This window comes from Terribacillus aidingensis (genome assembly GCF_040703035.1).
In the GTDB taxonomy this organism is placed as follows: domain Bacteria; phylum Bacillota; class Bacilli; order Bacillales; family Amphibacillaceae; genus Terribacillus.
This window is the reverse complement of the sequence record NZ_CP159996.1, coordinates 1442240-1458711: the sequence shown is the minus strand read 5'-3', so window position 1 is coordinate 1458711 and position 16472 is coordinate 1442240. Positions and strand designations below refer to the sequence as shown.

The window sequence follows — 16472 nt, the reverse complement described above, 5'->3', positions numbered from 1 at the left end:
GTTATAAAATATACTGACTCAGATCTTTGTTTTTTGCAATTGATGCTAGTTTGTCATCTACATAGCTCGGGGTGATCTGGATTGTCCCCATGGTAATATCAGCCGCTTCGAAACTCAAGTCTTCCAGCAGCTTCTCCAAGATTGTATGCAGACGGCGAGCACCGATATTATCAGTTTCCTGGTTCACTTCAAAAGCCACTTCCGCTAGTCTGGTAACAGCTTCGTCCGTAAACTCCACATTTATACCTTCTGTTTCCAATAATGCCTTATATTGCTTCAGCAAAGCGTTTGAAGGCTCGATAAGGATCTTCTTGAAATCCTCGACAGATAGTTTCTCCAATTCAACACGGATCGGGAAACGTCCCTGCAGCTCCGGAATAAGATCTGAAGGCTTTGCCATATGAAAGGCGCCTGCTGCGACGAATAGAATATGATCTGTCTTAACAGGGCCGTACTTTGTAGTCACAGTAGAACCTTCTACGATTGGAAGAATGTCTCGCTGGACACCTTCTCTGGATACATTAGCACCTTGGTCGCCTTTGGCAGCGACTTTATCAATCTCATCGATGAAGATGATGCCAGCTTGTTCTACAAGCTGTACTGCCTCCTGTGATACTTCGTCCATATCGATCAGCTTTTGCGCTTCCTGCTGTACAAGAAGCGGCCGTGCTTCAGATACAGGCAAACGACGCTTTTTCTTCTTCTTCGGCATGAATTGTCCTAGAGCGTCCTGCATATTCATTCCCATTTGCTCCATACCGGAACCTTGGAGCATATCAAACATCGAGGATTGCTGCTCCTCAATCTCTATTGTCACCATCGTGTCTTCCAGCTCGCCCATTTCGAGCATCCGCTCGGTACGAGCTCGTTTGGATTCGATTTCATCAGAAGGTTTTTCTTCTTGCTCTTCACTCTGCTGCTGATTAAAGAGCATCTCGAATGGATTCTTGAAATTGTTCGCCTGCTTTTTCGTTTCAGGTACAAGCAGCTTGACGAGGCGCTTCTTAGCTTGTTCCCCTGCTTTATCCTGCACAGCTTCCATCTTGTTTTCCCGAACAAGCCGTACGGATGCTTCAGCCAAATCCCGCACCATCGATTCTACATCACGGCCGACATAACCGACTTCTGTGAACTTTGTAGCTTCCACTTTAATAAAGGGTGCCCCAACCAGCTTCGCCAGCCTTCTGGCGATTTCTGTTTTACCAACACCTGTCGGCCCGATCATCAGAATATTCTTCGGTGTTATCTCATCGCGCAATTCGCTATCGAGCTGCATGCGGCGATAACGATTCCGTAATGCCACGGCTACTGATCTCTTTGCATTTTGCTGACCAATGATATAACGATCCAGCTGCGCTACGATTTGTTTCGGGGTCAAATTAGCCTCCATCATTACGCCTCCAATGTCTCCAACGTGATTTGATCGTTCGTGAATACACAGATCTCTCCAGCTATCTCAAGGGCAGCCCGAGCGATTTCAGCTGCAGACTTCTCTTCTGAGTATCTTTTCAGTGCGCGTCCTGCGCTTAAGGCAAAATTGCCGCCTGAGCCGATAGCCAGAATATCATCATCTGGTTCAATGACTTCCCCAGTCCCTGATACAAGAAACATTTGCTCTTTGTTCATCACAATCAGCATCGCTTCCAGCTTCCGAAGGACTTGGTCACTGCGCCATTCCTTCGCCAATTCCACTGCAGCCCTGGCGAGGTTGCCATTATAAGCTTCCAGTTTCCCCTCGAACTTCTCAAATAGTGTGAACGCGTCAGCTACGGAACCAGCGAAACCTGCCAGCACCTGGCCTTTGAATAGCCTTCTGACTTTTTTTGCTTTATGCTTCATGACAACTTGGTTGCCGAGTGTCACCTGTCCATCTCCAGACATCGCGCACTCACCTTTATGACGTACGGCGAAAATAGTGGTGGCATGAAATTCCGAACTCATGGCTTTCCATCTCCTTTATTCCCGATTCGCTCTCGGATGGGTATTCATATATATCGTACGCAGCCGATCTTTCGTCACATGCGTATAAATCTGTGTAGAGGACAGATGCTCATGACCAAGTAGTTCCTGCACAGCACGCAAATCAGCACCTTCATTCAGCATGTGCGTGGCAAATGTGTGGCGCAGCTTGTGCGGATGCAGGTGCATATGTACAGCGGACTGCTCAACCAGTTTATTCAGGATGAGACGAATCCCACGTTCCGTAATCGGTTTTCCTCTGCTGTTCAAAAACAGTTTATCGGTATCTTCCTTCGCCTTTTCCAAAAGACGATTGCGTCCATCCTGTAAATATCTCTGAATTGCTCTTTCCATGAAACTGCCGAACGGAACATATCTCTCCTTACGTCCCTTCCCGCGGACTAGCACGGTCCCTATTGACAAATCTATATCGCCCAATGTAATGCCAGCACATTCACTGACACGCATACCAGTGCCATATAAACATTCAAGGATAGCTTGATCCCGTTGCCCCAGCGGGGATTCCAAATCGGAGGCGTCGAACAGTTTCTCTAGCTCCTGTTCGTATAGGAAGCTTGGTACATAAGCAGGCGCCTTTGGCTGAACCAGCCGCAGAAATGGATTTGCTGTAACAACATCTTCCCGCTCCAGGAATTTGTAAAAAGAACGAAGACTGGATATCTTTCGTGATACCGTTCGTCTTGACAGCTTTTTCTCATATAATTGTGTAAGGAATACGCGTACTACACTTGGATCTACTTGTTCAAACGAAATAGATTCCGAATGCAGGAATTCCAGGAAAAAATTCACATCATTCAGATAATAGTAAACCGTATGCGGGGAAGCATGTTTCTCCACCTGCAGATAAGATTTGAACTCTTGTACGAACTGTTCTGCGTTTTTCATTTTTAATCGCCTCACTTCAAGCGTATAAAGCTTATCACAACTTCAAGCACAGAAGCAAACGTTAAAAGTCAAATTGTAGAAAAATTCTGAATTGAAGCTAGCGCTCGGTCAGCATAAGCCTGATTGCGATCATGCTTATTTTTGATCGTCTTGTCCAATTCTTTGATTAGACCGAAGTTAGCGTTCATCGGCTGGAAATTCTTACTGTTCGTATGCGTGATATAGTGCGCAAGACTTCCGATGACAGTTTCCTGCGGCAGAACGACAGGTGCTTCTCCTGCGGCGATTTTAGCTGCATTGATGCCTGCAAGCAAACCAGATGCAGCAGACTCGACATACCCTTCCACACCTGTCATCTGACCGGCAAATAACAGATCATCACGATCTTTATATTGATACGTCGGACGCAGCAAGTCCGGAGAATTTAGGAAGGTGTTGCGATGCATCACACCATATCGGACAATTTCTGCTTCCTCCAAACCAGGAATTAAACGGATCACTTCCTTCTGCGGACCCCATTTAAGGTGTGTCTGGAAACCGACGAGGTTATAAAGTGTTCCTGCAGCGTCATCCTGACGAAGCTGAACGACTGCATACGGCTTTTTCCCAGTTTTCGGATCTTCCAATCCTACCGGTTTCAATGGACCGAAGAGCATTGTCTTTTCTCCGCGTTCTGCCATTACTTCAATCGGCATGCAGCCTTCGAAATAAATCTCTTTCTCGAACTCTTTCAAAGGTACCGTTTCAGCTGAAATAAGAGCTTGATAGAAACGATTGAATTCTTCTTTCGTCATCGGACAGTTCAAATATGCAGCCTCACCTTTATCATAGCGTGATTTGAGGTACACTTTGTCCATATTGATGCTGTCCTTTTCAATGATTGGAGCAGCTGCATCATAGAAGTAGAAATATTCTTCCCCTGTAAGATCCTTTAAAGCATTGGAAAGATCTGCAGATGTTAGCGGACCAGTAGCGATAATGACCGGACCTTCAGGAAGTGAAGCAATCTCTTCATTATAAACCGTAACATTCGGATGGTTCTTTACGTGTTCAGTTACAAATGCACTGAACTCATGACGATCTACCGCCAATGCCCCGCCAGCTGGAATCTGGCAGTGATCTGCAGCTTTAATGATAATGGAGTCCAACTGCCGCATTTCTTCCTTTAGAACTCCGACTGCATTCGTAAGGCTGTTTGCCCGCAAAGAGTTGCTGCATACAAGTTCAGCAAACTTATCAGTATGGTGGGCCGCTGTCTGCTTAATAGGCCGCATTTCATATAGACGAACTTTGACGCCGCGCTTTGCCAGCTGCCAAGCCGCTTCACTGCCAGCAAGTCCTGCGCCGATAACGGTTACGAATTCGTTTGTCATCTCGGTATTTCCCCCTCAAGTGTGTCAAGCAAAATCCCTTTCCAATCCGTTATTATAGACCTCGTATAAAACTGTGTCAAATTATTTCCGGTTCCTGCTCTTGTTTTCACAAAGTCTTAACAATTCAAACAAAAGACTCCGGCTTTCCTTAAGCCGGAGTCTTCTTGTACTACTGCTGAACTTCTTCTTTATAGTCGCAGCTGGAGCATGTAATCTGCGTTCCTTTTTTCGCTTTCTTTTCGACAAGCATGGAAGCACATTTTGGACATGGTCTGGAAATAGGTTTATCCCAGCTGAGGAAATCACAGTCCGGATAGCGATCACAGCCGTAGAATACGCGATTCTTTTTCGACTTACGTTCGACAACTTCGCCTTCCTTACATTTCGGACATGTAACCCCTATTTTTTTCAAAATCGGCTTCGTATTGCGGCAATCCGGGAAATTGGAACAAGCGAGAAACTTGCCGTAGCGTCCCATCTTGTATACCATCCCATGTCCGCATTCTTCACAGTCGATGCCGGCCGGTTCATCCCGTATTTCGATTTTCTCCATTTCCTGCTCTGCTTTTTCCAGCCTCACATCGAAGCCTTTGTAAAACTCATCAATGATCGTGACCCACTGCGTTTTGCCATCCTCGATATGGTCAAGGTCTTCCTCCATCTTCACCGTGAACTCCAAATCAATGATTTCCGGGAAGAATTCCTCCAGGATATCAATAACAATTTCTCCTAGTTCAGTCGGTACGAAACGCTTATTGTCCAGCGTGACATAGCCGCGGCGCTGAATAGTATCCAGTGTCGGTGCAAATGTAGATGGGCGGCCGATTCCCTGCTCTTCCATCGTACGGACCAGCCGAGCTTCTGTATAGCGTGGAGGCGGCTGTGTGAAGTGCTGGTTCGGTGTGATCTCTTCCGCCTTCACTGTCATGCCTTCTTCCAGATTCGGAAGCAGCCTGTCTTTTTCGCTCTTGTTATCATCGTTGCCTTCTACATACACCTTCATGAACCCTTTGAATTTAACCTTGGATCCTGTAGCTCGGAATTCTACCCCTTCATTTACAAGGTGGACGGTCATCGTGTCCAGGACAGCCTGTGACATCTGGCTTGCGATGAAACGTTCCCATATAAGCTTGTAAAGTCTGAATTGATCACGTGACAGAATTGCCTTCACGCTGTCAGGGTGACGGAATGCCGATGTTGGACGAATACCTTCGTGGGCGTCCTGAGCACCTTCGGTTTGTTTCGTTTTGGCGCCTGAACCAAGGAACTCCTCGCCATATGTCTCTTTGATGTAATTAGCTGATTCTTCTTTGGCAGTGTTGGAAATACGCGTGGAGTCGGTACGCATATAAGTGATCAGACCTGTGATACCGCCCTCTTTTTTACCCAAATCTATACCTTCATAAAGCTGCTGCGCCACCATCATTGTCTTACGGGCTCGGAAATTGAGTTTGCGTGCTGCTTCCTGCTGCAGGGAAGAAGTCGTGAACGGAGCTGCTGGGTTTCGTTTGCGTTCCCTTTTGTTCACTTTATCGACTTGGAAATCTTTCCCGTTCAATTTACCAAGAATCTCATTGACTTCTTCTTCGGACGCGAGGCCAACCTTCTCCCCATCAACTCCGTAAAATGCTCCTTCAAAGTTGTCTTTGCCGGATTGGAAAGCTGCATCGATCGACCAGTACTCTTCTGGAATGAATTCTTTGATTTCATTTTCACGATCCATGATCATCTTAACGGCTACAGATTGGACACGACCCGCACTTAAGCCCTTCTTCACTTTCTTCCATAACAGCGGGCTGATATTATAACCGACTAGTCGATCCAGGATACGTCGTGCTTGTTGGGCATCGACTAAATCCATATCGATGCTGCGCGGATGTTTGAACGATTCCTTGATCGCATCCTTTGTGATTTCATTAAAGACCACACGGCAATCAGAAGTTTCATCGATGTTCAAGCTATGTGCCAAGTGCCAAGCAATAGCTTCTCCTTCGCGATCGGGGTCGGCTGCGAGATATACTTTCTTTACTTTCTTCGCTGCACTTTTCAGTTCTTTAAGCACAGGCCCTTTTCCGCGGATGGTGATGTAGCGGGGTTCAAAGTCTTCCTCTACATTGATACCCATCTGACTTTTCGGCAAGTCCCGAATATGTCCCATGCTTGCTTTCACTTTATATTTTTTACCTAAATAACGTTCAATTGTTTTCGCTTTAGCTGGAGATTCCACGATTACAAGATAATCTGCCATATTGTTTCCTCCCAAGAGGTTTTCTTTTTCTGTTTATATTTTATATATTGTCCGATAAATCTTCCCTATTATTAAATACTTATATTCCCTTTGTCAAACATAACTTGCTATTTTTTGTAACAGAGCATACATAAAAAAACGAGTTTCTACTATATAAAGTGTATCCATTTTGACTTATTACGTTCCCATTCCTCTAGCAGCTGACCTGGTTCAAAGATGATTCCAGCTCCCTCTGAAATCATCTGATGACAGCCTGCTGTTCGGTCCTCCAGAGGATCTCCGGGTATAGCGAATACGTCTCTCCCCTGTTCCAGTGCATGCATAACGGTATGCATTGTACCGCTATGTTTTTTGGCTTCGACCACAAGGGTGCAGAAACCAAGTGCGCTGATGATTCGATTCCGCTCCGGGAAATGATACTGCTGCGGATGCTGATCAGGAAAATATTCACTTAGAACCAGCTGTGTGTCGGCTAAATTGTTAAATAATTCCCTATTCGAGCGAGGATATAACTGACGCAACCCGCCTCCCAATACAGCAATAGTATTGCCATTGCTGCGAATTGCTGCGTGGTGTGCCATACTGTCGATGCCTTTTGCCATACCGCTGACAATTGTCCACCCGGCAGCAGCTAACGGATCCACAAAATAAGCCACTTTGTCAGCAGCAGATTTGGTTGGCCGACGAGTTCCAACCACGCTGATTGCAGGCAGACTTCTAAGCAGCCCGATGTTACCAGCAGCATAAAGTACAAGCGGTGGGTCTGGTATATGCCTTAGAGCAACGGGATAAGCTTCATCAAGGCAAGTCAGAGTGCAAAAGGTCTGCATGTCCTGTTCCAAGGTGACACGATGCGTTTCGTCCTGCAGTTCATTGAACAAGGTAATTGCAAAAGATTCGGGGAGCTGATAATGACTCATCAGTTCTTGGAAGGATGAATGTAGAAGGATGTCCAATTGAGGGTCGAGTGTGAGGATTCGCTGCATGATCTTACGTCGTCCCCGCAGCACTCGGTGCAGCAACAATAATCTTTTACGTTTCTCCAATTTTCCACTCCTGTCTGAAAAAGCTAAGAAAGCGGACCGATTGATCGGTCCACTTTCATCTTAATGCGTTTGACAGATTTCGTACAGTCCCTTTTCTTTCAGCACTTCAATCAAAGTCTCTCCCATAACTGCCGGTGTATCCGCAACTTTTACACCGCAAGCTTCCAAGACCTTGATTTTTTCGTCTGCTGTGCCTTTTCCACCGGAAATGATGGCACCAGCATGGCCCATACGTTTGCCTGGAGGTGCTGTGGCACCGCCGATGAAGCCGACGACAGGCTTATTCATATTTTGACGGATCCATTCGGCTGCTTCTTCTTCTGCTGTACCGCCGATTTCTCCAATCATGATGACCGCTTTCGTCTCTCTGTCTTCATTGAATGCTTTTAAAACATCGATGAAATCAGTTCCGTTCACTGGGTCTCCACCGATACCTACCGCGGTAGATTGACCAATGCCAGCCTGTGTGAGCTGATGCACTGCTTCATACGTCAATGTTCCAGAGCGTGATACAACACCGATATGTCCTTTTTTATGGATATATCCAGGCATGATACCAATTTTACACTCTTCCGGTGTGATGACACCTGGGCAGTTCGGACCGATCAATCTTGTCTTTTTGCCTTCCATCGCCCGTTTTACTCGAACCATGTCCATAACTGGAATATGCTCCGTAATACAGATGACCAGATCAAGCTCCGCGTCCACAGCTTCCAAAATCGCGTCAGCTGCAAAAGCTGCTGGGACATAAATTACAGAAGCAGTAGCACCTGTTTCGTGAACAGCCTCTTTTACTGTATTATATACAGGCACCCCTTCTACTTCGGTTCCGCCTTTTTTCGGCGTGACACCGGCAACAATCCGGGTGCCGTATTCAATCATCTGCTTTGTATGGAAAAGCGCAGTGGACCCCGTAATACCTTGTACGAGCACTCTTGTTTCCTTATTTATAAAAACACTCATGAATATATACCTCCCCCGTTAGTTTACAAGTGCGACGATTTTTTCTGCTGCATCTGCCATGGACGCTGCTGATGTAATATTCAATCCGGACTCCTCGAGCAGCTTCTTACCCTGCTCTACGTTCGTTCCTTCCAAACGTACGACAAGCGGAATATCCAATCCTACTTGACGGGATGCACTGATTACACCTTCTGCAATAACGTCACACTTCATAATGCCGCCGAAGATATTGACTAAGATACCTTTAACATTTTGATCAGCAAGAATGATCTTGAAGGCCTCGGTCACTTTTTCAGTCGTAGCACCGCCCCCAACATCGAGGAAGTTGGCGGGATCTCCGCCGTAATGCTTGATAATATCCATCGTTGCCATCGCTAGGCCGGCACCGTTTACCATGCAGCCGATATTCCCATCAAGGGAGATATAACTCAAATCATGCTTGGATGCTTCGATTTCTTTTTCATCTTCTTCATCCAAGTCGCGGAGCGCGACAATATCTTTATGTCTGTATAGTGCATTTTCGTCAAAGTTCAGTTTGGCATCGAGTGCCAATACTTGACCGTCGCCAGTCGTAACGAGCGGATTAATCTCAGCAATTGAGCAATCCTTCTCTACGAAAGCCTGATATAAGCTCATCATGAACCCGACAGCTTTGTTCAGTGATTCCGGCGGAATATTAATAGCAAATGCCAATCTTCTAGCTTGATAGCCAGTCAAACCGACAACAGGGTCGATCGCTTCCCGGAAGATTTTCTCCGGTGTCTCTGCTGCTACTTCCTCAATCTCTGTACCGCCCTCTTCAGACGCCATCATTACGATTCGGGATGTGCTGCGATCAAGAACAAGACCGATATAGTATTCTTTCTGGATATCACAGCCCTCTTCGATCAGAAGTCTTTTCACTTCTTTTCCTTCCGGGCCTGTCTGATGCGTTACAAGCGTCTTGCCTAAGATTTCCTCCGCGTATGTACGAACTTCATCCAAGCTTTTCGCTACCTTCACTCCGCCTGCTTTTCCGCGTCCGCCAGCGTGGATCTGCGCTTTGACAACGCATACATTTGTGCCCAGGCTTTCAGCCGCTTCCACAGCTTCCTCGACACTGAATGCCACTCTACCAGCAGGAACAGACACACCAAATTCACGTAAAACCTCTTTGCCTTGATACTCATGAATATTCATTCTGTACCCTCCCCGTCAGATTCCGTGCAAGACCATTGTAAACGATTTCTTCTGCAAAAGTCTACCAAAAACTATGGAAAAGACAGAATCTACATAAAACTTATAAGAGCGAATAAAGAAGGGGTTGCCTTTTCACTGAAAATTTATGAAAATGCTTTCATAAGAGAATTTATGGAAAAAGCGTTCAGCTAAACGAACGCTTATTTTCCTGCCTGCTTGTCTGCTTGGTAGATGAATGCAAAGACCTCGGCCACCGCTTCATAAAGATCTGACGGAATCATCTCGTTTACCTTCAGCTCCGTCAAAAGACCTACTAAAGCAGGATCTTGCTGTACTGGTACACCATTTTCTTCTGCACGTTTTATAATAGCCTCCGCTGTCAGACCTTTACCGCTTGCTGTAAGTACCGGAGCTTGCTTTTTGGCAGTGTCATATTTCAAGGCCGCCGCTTGGCGGACATTCCTTTTCCCTGTCATATACGAAAGTCGACACCTTTCTGTTCGGTATGTACAGCATTCAAGCTTTTATCGATACGGCTTGCTTCTTTCGCATTAGTGCTGACCGTATATTTTACAGAAGAAAGATGATAGCCGCTCGTATCAAGAGCAGTTTTCAGCTTATTCTGAAGCGGACGCATGACTTGTTCTGTTTTTTCTGCTGCTGTATAAATATGCAGACTGACAGCCTTTTTCTGTACGTACATATCCACTACCATGTCATCAAGAAAAGGTAGATGCAAATAAAACAAAATACGGCAGTGTTCAGAAGATAACTGTCCATCAGCTTCTTTTCTGCCCTCCAGCTCCATCAGGATATCTTTATCGAACCCTAACGGAGCCCCGGGAAGCTGCAGCTGAATGTAAGCCATTTGCTTATCATCCTGAACCTGAAGCAGCTGGCTTCCGGTTATTTGCTGAAGAAGCTGAGAGGAAAGCTCAGCTCTTTCATTGCCCTGGGCTGCTTGCTGCAGGAGCAAACCTTTCAAAGGAAGATCTGCAGCGTCCGCTTCGTTTAATGTTTGTTCATATGAAAAACCAGTCTGTCGGAAGATATCCTGCAACAGATTTTTGAAGAAATCTCCATCTTTGCTTTCCTCATTCATTTGAGTCACTTGGAGCAACTGAACTAGTTCTGTGCTCCTCGCTAGCAACTGCTGGTTTTCCATGTTCCCTTTTGTCAGCTGGCTGTATATTTCCTGAACCCTTGGAGCTGACTGGAACGGTTCCAGAGCAGTGCGCAGACTGGTGATCATCTCATCAGGCAAGGACCGGTCAGGGAACATACTAAGCAGCTGTCGTGCAGTCGACAGCGCAGTCTGGAGCTTTTCTTGGGCAGCCGGAGACTGCTTGCTGACAAGCTGCATCTCGGACATGAAACTATCAAGTACTTGTGAAAATGGCAGTGAACGTGCTGATCTGTTTGATGAGCTTCCCGTGTCCGGTATTAACTGCTGCGGAGCACTCCTGATTTCATCCATTTGTGCGTCATATGCCTGCCAATCTCCTTGCCAAGCAGCAAAGGTAGGCACAGCAGCCGAAAAAAATGGGCGGATAGCTTGATACGTACTCTGTTTTCCTGCTTTTGCTTCTTGGACGATCTGCTGTACAAGGTGTTGTTCATGTACTGCTGGTCCAGCGGGTGCCAATTTCCCGAGTATCTGTTGAAGTGCTGTTGTTTTTTCACTCCCAGGGGCTATTGTACGGCTGAGCTCACGAAGGGAAGCCGTCATATCTTGTGACTGACGCGCTGAGATGGCCTGCAGGACATTTTCAGTCAAAGGCAGCTGACGCTGAAGCATTAGCTGTAGTGATTCCTTTCTAACTTCTATGGGCTGTAATTCTTTCTGCTGCAATAGAGCCAGTGCTTGTTTCAGCTGCGGCATCGTAAAAGCTGTTTGCTGCTTTAATAAGCCTTCTACCAAGCTAGTGTTTATTTTATTCGGTTTCATGCCTGCAAGCTCAATCAATTGTGACACATCAGCTTGCTTCCCTGCTGTTTGGGGCAGAACCTGCATGAGAGGACGTTCGCCCCCTTCTTTCACTTCAAACCAGTAGGTGCTGCCTGCAGTCAGTGATGTCTGTAATTGTGCTATAACTTGCTGGGCCCCGATTTGGAGCAATGCCTTATTATCAGGAAAAAACTTCGTAATCCTCCCTGTTACGACCTCTCCAGGCCGGAAATTTCTTTCCTGTTGGGACTGCTGAGCTTGTTTGATAGTTTGAGAGCTTTGGATACTTAGATGATGCATAATGTCACTTCCTTCCTAGACGCGGGAAAGATCCTTAACAGGAGCAAAGCTTAATCGATGTAATGGAGTGACCCCTTGCTTGCGTAATGCTTCCAGATGCTGCTTAGTCCCATAACCCATGTTATCTTTGAAACCATAACCTGGATAGGTTGTATCAGCTTCTTTCATCATTCGATCACGTGTCACTTTCGCAATGATACTTGCTGCGGCAATAGAGACACTGCGCTGATCTCCCTTGATCAATGATTCATAAGTACAAGCCAATTCAGGGAGCGGCATAGCATCTACCAGCACGTGTTCAGGCTGATATTCCAACTCATCGACAGCCTCCAGCATCGCTTGTTTTGCAGCTTGATAGATATTGATTTCATCAATTCTTTGGCTGGTTACGATACCTACTCCATAGGCAATACAATTGTCGATGATTTGCTCATATAAAAATTCCCTTTTTGCCTCGCTCAGCTGCTTGGAATCGTTCAAACCTGCTATGTAAGCATCTCTTGGCAAGATTACTGCTGCGGCAACTACCGGACCTGCAAGCGGCCCTCTGCCTGCTTCATCTATGCCTGCGATATACTGTTTTCCTTTTGCATAATAGGCATTTTCGAAGCTGCACATGCGATCATATTGCTCGCGAAGCTCCTGTTCCTTTACTTGTTTCCTTCTATGTGCATCCAGAAGTTTCTGGACACCTGTACGATGATCCTCCTGCCAGGATGAAAACATCTCTTCTGAAAATGTCCCTTCCTGTAAATGAGTCCGTATCTGCTGGATCGTCAATACATCTTTCATGCACAATCTCCCTTTCTCTGTTTATCGGTTATGTAGACAAAAAATAAAGACATACATAAAAGAAATATGTATGTCCGTTCCTTACACTGTTGGCTTCTCAAATGTCACATTCGTAATCCGCTTACTACGAAGATCCCGAATGATGATCTCATACGTTTTTTCATAATTGATTGCACCGCCAGCTTCAAGCGCACCTCTGAATTTGCCGATATGGGTAAACATTTCGACTGTGTCCATGGAAATATCCTCAATGGCATATCTTTCTGCAAGCTGCGTCGGATAGTGCTCCTTCAAGTAATTGAGGATAAATGTTGCTACTTCTTCCATCGGCAAGATTTGATCCTTGATCGTACCAATAGCAGCTAACACCAACCCAACCTGTGGGTCTTCAAATTTTGGCCAAAGGATACCTGGTGTATCCAACAGCTCGAAATCCTTTTTCACTTTAATCCACTGCTGTTGTGTGGTAACACCTGGACGGTCGCCTGTCTTGGCGATCTTTTTGCTTGCAAGACGATTGATGAGTGTCGATTTCCCCACATTCGGTATACCGATGATCATCGCACGACCAGGCGGGGGATTCTGCACACCTCTGCGCTTCCATTTCTCCCGTTTTGCAGCGTGCATATCATGCGCACGCTGGACAACGCGCTGAATGTCGTTCTTCTCATCAGCATTGACAGAAAGAGCCGGAGTACCTTGTTCCTCATAATATCGGATCCAAGCATCTGTTACTGATTTATCAGCCAAGTCTTTCTTCATAAGTACTACCATTTTAGGTTTGTCGCCGAGCACTTTACGAAGCATCGGATTTTGTGATGCTTCCGGAGCCCTTGCATCCACCAGCTCGATGACAAAGTCTACGAGCTTCAGTTTTTCTTCTACTTCTCTTCTAGCTTTGGCCATATGGCCGGGAAACCATTGAATCGTCACGAGAAATGTTCCTCCTATTTTGTCAGACCGATGCGATCCAGCGGCCAGAACGTCAGCTGTACTTTACCGACAATCTGATCTTCCGGTATTAAGCCGATGTATCTGCTATCGGTTGAGTTTCTGCGATTATCCCCGAGTACGAGCACATAGCCCTCTGGAATCTCCTCGTAATTGCCTGGCAGATCTTCAAGAGTGAAATCATTCGTCAAATTACCGCCATCCTCAAGCGCCGCTTTCTCACTGTCCAGATAAGGCTCATCAACGATTTCACCATTAATATACAATGTATCATCGATCATCTCGACATGATCCCCCGGCACGCCAATCACCCGTTTAATGTAATCCTTCGATTCGGTAGCGTGGAAGACTATAATATCCTTCCGATCTGGTTCGCCGAAACGATAGCTTATCTTATTCACGATCATGAAGTCATTATCATGCAAGGTTGGCTGCATGGAAGGTCCGTCAACTACAATCGGAGCAAACAGGAACATCCGAACGACCACCGCAATGATGACAGCGATGATCAGAGCCTTCAGCCAATCTAGCCATTCATTTTTCTGTTTGGCCATCTATAAGCCTCCAATTGTCTATTAGATCTATTTGGTCTATATAGCAAAAAAAAGAGCTTGACGACGCAAGCTCTCTTTTCTGGTACTTAGCGGATTTCTTTGATACGAGCAGCTTTTCCGCGAAGTTTACGTAGGTAATAAAGTTTCGCACGACGCACTTTACCACGACGGCTAACTTCGATTTTTTCCAAACGTGGGCTGTGTACTGGGAAAGTACGCTCTACACCAACGCCAGAAGAAATCTTACGTACTGTGAAAGTCTCAGAAATTCCACCGTTTTGACGTTTGATAACGACACCTTCGAATAACTGGATACGCTCACGTGTTCCCTCTACTACTTTAACGTGAACTTTAACCGTATCTCCGGGACGGAATTCAGGATGATCAGCGCGAAGCTGTTCTTTTGTAATGTCATGAATTAATTCCTGCATTCTATTCAACTCCTTCTCACCAATGCTCATTCTCGCAATTATACGACAGCGGAACATCGTAATATGGCACTTACCGTTGTAAGCACAGCATTTAATATACCATACTTGGCTTATGAATTCAAAGTATTATTCAATCTTTTTGCCACTTTTTCACTTGATCGCGTTCTTTGTCAGAAAGCTCCGCATCCGAAAGCAGATCAGGTCTTCTTGTAGCTGTTCGATAAAGTGACTGTTCCCGGCGCCATGCTTCTATTCTGCCATGATCACCAGAGGTAAGCACCTCCGGCACCTGCATACCTCGGAAGTCAGCGGGACGTGTATAGTGGGGATGTTCCAGCAGTCCGGTCGAGAAGGAATCCTCAGGTGCAGAAGCAGCATTGCCCAATACGTCAGGCAGAAGACGGACTACACTGTCCATAACCGCCATCGCGCCAATTTCTCCCCCAGTCAGCACATAATCTCCGATAGAGATCTCATCTGTTACAAGATTTTCTCGGATGCGTTCATCATATCCTTCATAATGACCGCAAATGAAGATCAAATGCTCCTCTTTCGCCAATTCCTCTGCTTTTTTCTGATTATACGGTTCACCTTGCGGACACATGAGAATGACCCGGGGCTTAGCTGATCCCTCTGTCACATGCTCAATCGCATCGAAGATTGGCTGCGGCGCCAATACCATACCTGCTCCGCCTCCATATGGATAATCGTCTACTTTTTTATGCTTGTTTGTTGTGAATTCCCGGAAGTTCACCAGATTGGGCTGAAAGGCTCCAAGGTCTTGGGCTCTTTTCAGAATGGAATGCTGCAGCACGCCTTCGAACATTTCCGGAAAAAGTGTCAGAATATCGATTTTCATAGATCCAGCAATCCTTCCATCGGTTCAATGACGATGCGCTTACTATCAACATCAATCTGCTTGACGACTTGTTCGATATAAGGTATAAGTAGATCCTTCTGCTTTGGCCGCTGTACAACCCAGACATCATTAGCACCAGGTGACAGGATCTCTTTCACTTTTCCAAGGATTTCTCCATCAGCTGTCTCAACTGTACAGCCGATAATCTCGTGATAATAGAACTCATCCTCTTCCAAATCACTTAGCTGATCTTCACGGACTTTCAGGATACCGCCCTTCAATTCTTCCACTTGATTGATCGATGTATACCCTTGGAAAGTAAGCAAATCGAAAGTTTTATGCTTACGGTGTGTGTTTACAATCAGCTTTTGGGGCTTGCTGTTTTCATCCTGGAACCAATACAGTTCCTCTCCAGGCTCAAAGCGTTCATCGAAATCCGTGATCCTTACGACCCGGACCTCTCCAGCTATCCCGTGTGTATTGACGACTTTTCCTACATTAAACATTTTAATATCCATCGTTTTTCACCTTCATTATTCAATCCGGATGACAATGCCATCTTGGATGACGATTTTTTTCGTTGTAAGCTCGTCCCACTTCATGCCTACTTCAACTTCAACAAGAGCTTCAACCTCTTGGATCATGATCTCACTGCCAATGGGCAGCACGTCCAGCTGTGTAAGCTGGAATGCGATCGTAGCCGCTTTTTCCTCTCGCTTCCGGATTTCTGCCTGGAAACGCTTGTGCACATCCTGTTTGGACACACCTTGTTTCTTTTCGAGTTTCCGTTTCTCGAACAACAGCTGTTGACACTCTTGGTCAAGTTGACGCGCTGTCTTTTGAAGACGTTCTCTGATGGCTGCTTTGCTGGATTCAGTGATCACTTCATCGACGCGCAAGCTTCGGATAATCTTCATCGGACACCTGGCTTTCTGCTGGAAAAGCATTTTTTTACATTGTAAA

The 16472-nt window shown here is 45.9% G+C and carries 17 protein-coding genes; all 17 read right to left on the bottom strand.

From position 1 onward, the window contains the following. Window position 1: 1 nt before the first annotated feature. On the bottom strand, window positions 2-1390 hold the full coding sequence (gene hslU, locus ABXS78_RS07800) for an HslU--HslV peptidase ATPase subunit (protein ID WP_095223110.1): 1389 nt from the start codon (window positions 1388-1390) through the stop codon (window positions 2-4). Window positions 1391-1392: 2 nt separating this feature from the next. Beyond that, entirely contained in the window at window positions 1393-1941 is a 549-nt protein-coding gene (gene hslV, locus ABXS78_RS07795) for an ATP-dependent protease subunit HslV (RefSeq protein WP_095223109.1), read from the bottom strand. Window positions 1942-1956: 15 nt separating this feature from the next. Beyond that, window positions 1957-2865, bottom strand: coding sequence for a tyrosine recombinase XerC (gene xerC, locus ABXS78_RS07790; RefSeq protein WP_366249599.1), 909 nt, complete (start codon window positions 2863-2865; stop codon window positions 1957-1959). A 68-nt stretch (window positions 2866-2933) separates the two neighbouring features. Continuing rightward, a complete protein-coding gene (gene trmFO, locus ABXS78_RS07785; RefSeq protein WP_366249598.1) occupies window positions 2934-4238 on the bottom strand; it encodes an FADH(2)-oxidizing methylenetetrahydrofolate--tRNA-(uracil(54)-C(5))-methyltransferase TrmFO in 1305 nt (434 codons plus the stop codon). Between the two features lie 169 nt (window positions 4239-4407). Beyond that, window positions 4408-6486, bottom strand: a complete 2079-nt coding sequence (gene topA, locus ABXS78_RS07780; protein ID WP_366249597.1) for a type I DNA topoisomerase — start codon at window positions 6484-6486, stop codon at window positions 4408-4410. Window positions 6487-6635: 149 nt separating this feature from the next. After that, window positions 6636-7532: a DNA-processing protein DprA gene (gene dprA / locus ABXS78_RS07775; RefSeq protein WP_366249596.1), complete on the bottom strand. Its 897-nt coding sequence runs from the start codon at window positions 7530-7532 to the stop codon at window positions 6636-6638. 60 nt (window positions 7533-7592) lie between these two features. After that, window positions 7593-8495 carry a succinate--CoA ligase subunit alpha gene (sucD, locus tag ABXS78_RS07770; protein WP_038560150.1) on the bottom strand — a complete coding sequence of 301 codons (903 nt, stop codon included), beginning with the start codon at window positions 8493-8495 and terminating at the stop codon, window positions 7593-7595. A gap of 18 nt (window positions 8496-8513) precedes the next feature. Then, the gene (gene sucC / locus ABXS78_RS07765; protein WP_095223104.1) at window positions 8514-9674 is read right to left on the bottom strand and encodes an ADP-forming succinate--CoA ligase subunit beta; all 1161 of its coding nucleotides are present in this window, start codon (window positions 9672-9674) and stop codon (window positions 8514-8516) included. A gap of 200 nt (window positions 9675-9874) precedes the next feature. After that, complete coding sequence (locus tag ABXS78_RS07760; protein WP_366249595.1) at window positions 9875-10150, bottom strand: EscU/YscU/HrcU family type III secretion system export apparatus switch protein; 276 nt, start codon at window positions 10148-10150, stop codon at window positions 9875-9877. Continuing rightward, the gene (locus ABXS78_RS07755; protein ID WP_366249594.1) at window positions 10147-11922 is read right to left on the bottom strand and encodes a hypothetical protein; all 1776 of its coding nucleotides are present in this window, start codon (window positions 11920-11922) and stop codon (window positions 10147-10149) included. Before ABXS78_RS07755 ends, ABXS78_RS07760 begins: the two co-directional genes overlap by 4 nt. Window positions 11923-11937: 15 nt before the next feature. Beyond that, a complete protein-coding gene (locus ABXS78_RS07750; protein ID WP_366249593.1) occupies window positions 11938-12714 on the bottom strand; it encodes a ribonuclease HII in 777 nt (258 codons plus the stop codon). Between the two features lie 81 nt (window positions 12715-12795). Beyond that, window positions 12796-13647: a ribosome biogenesis GTPase YlqF gene (gene ylqF / locus ABXS78_RS07745; RefSeq protein WP_366249592.1), complete on the bottom strand. Its 852-nt coding sequence runs from the start codon at window positions 13645-13647 to the stop codon at window positions 12796-12798. A 14-nt stretch (window positions 13648-13661) separates the two neighbouring features. Further along, window positions 13662-14219, bottom strand: coding sequence for a signal peptidase I (gene lepB / locus ABXS78_RS07740; protein WP_095223099.1), 558 nt, complete (start codon window positions 14217-14219; stop codon window positions 13662-13664). Window positions 14220-14305: 86 nt separating this feature from the next. Continuing rightward, the gene (rplS, locus tag ABXS78_RS07735; protein ID WP_038560133.1) at window positions 14306-14650 is read right to left on the bottom strand and encodes a 50S ribosomal protein L19; all 345 of its coding nucleotides are present in this window, start codon (window positions 14648-14650) and stop codon (window positions 14306-14308) included. A 130-nt stretch (window positions 14651-14780) separates the two neighbouring features. Next, window positions 14781-15509, bottom strand: coding sequence for a tRNA (guanosine(37)-N1)-methyltransferase TrmD (gene trmD / locus ABXS78_RS07730; RefSeq protein WP_095223098.1), 729 nt, complete (start codon window positions 15507-15509; stop codon window positions 14781-14783). Next, window positions 15506-16027: a ribosome maturation factor RimM gene (rimM, locus tag ABXS78_RS07725; RefSeq protein ID WP_095223097.1), complete on the bottom strand. Its 522-nt coding sequence runs from the start codon at window positions 16025-16027 to the stop codon at window positions 15506-15508. The genes trmD and rimM overlap by 4 nt, the downstream gene beginning before the upstream one ends. Window positions 16028-16042: 15 nt before the next feature. Then, window positions 16043-16426, bottom strand: coding sequence for a YlqD family protein (locus ABXS78_RS07720; protein ID WP_095223202.1), 384 nt, complete (start codon window positions 16424-16426; stop codon window positions 16043-16045). Window positions 16427-16472 lie beyond the last annotated feature (46 nt).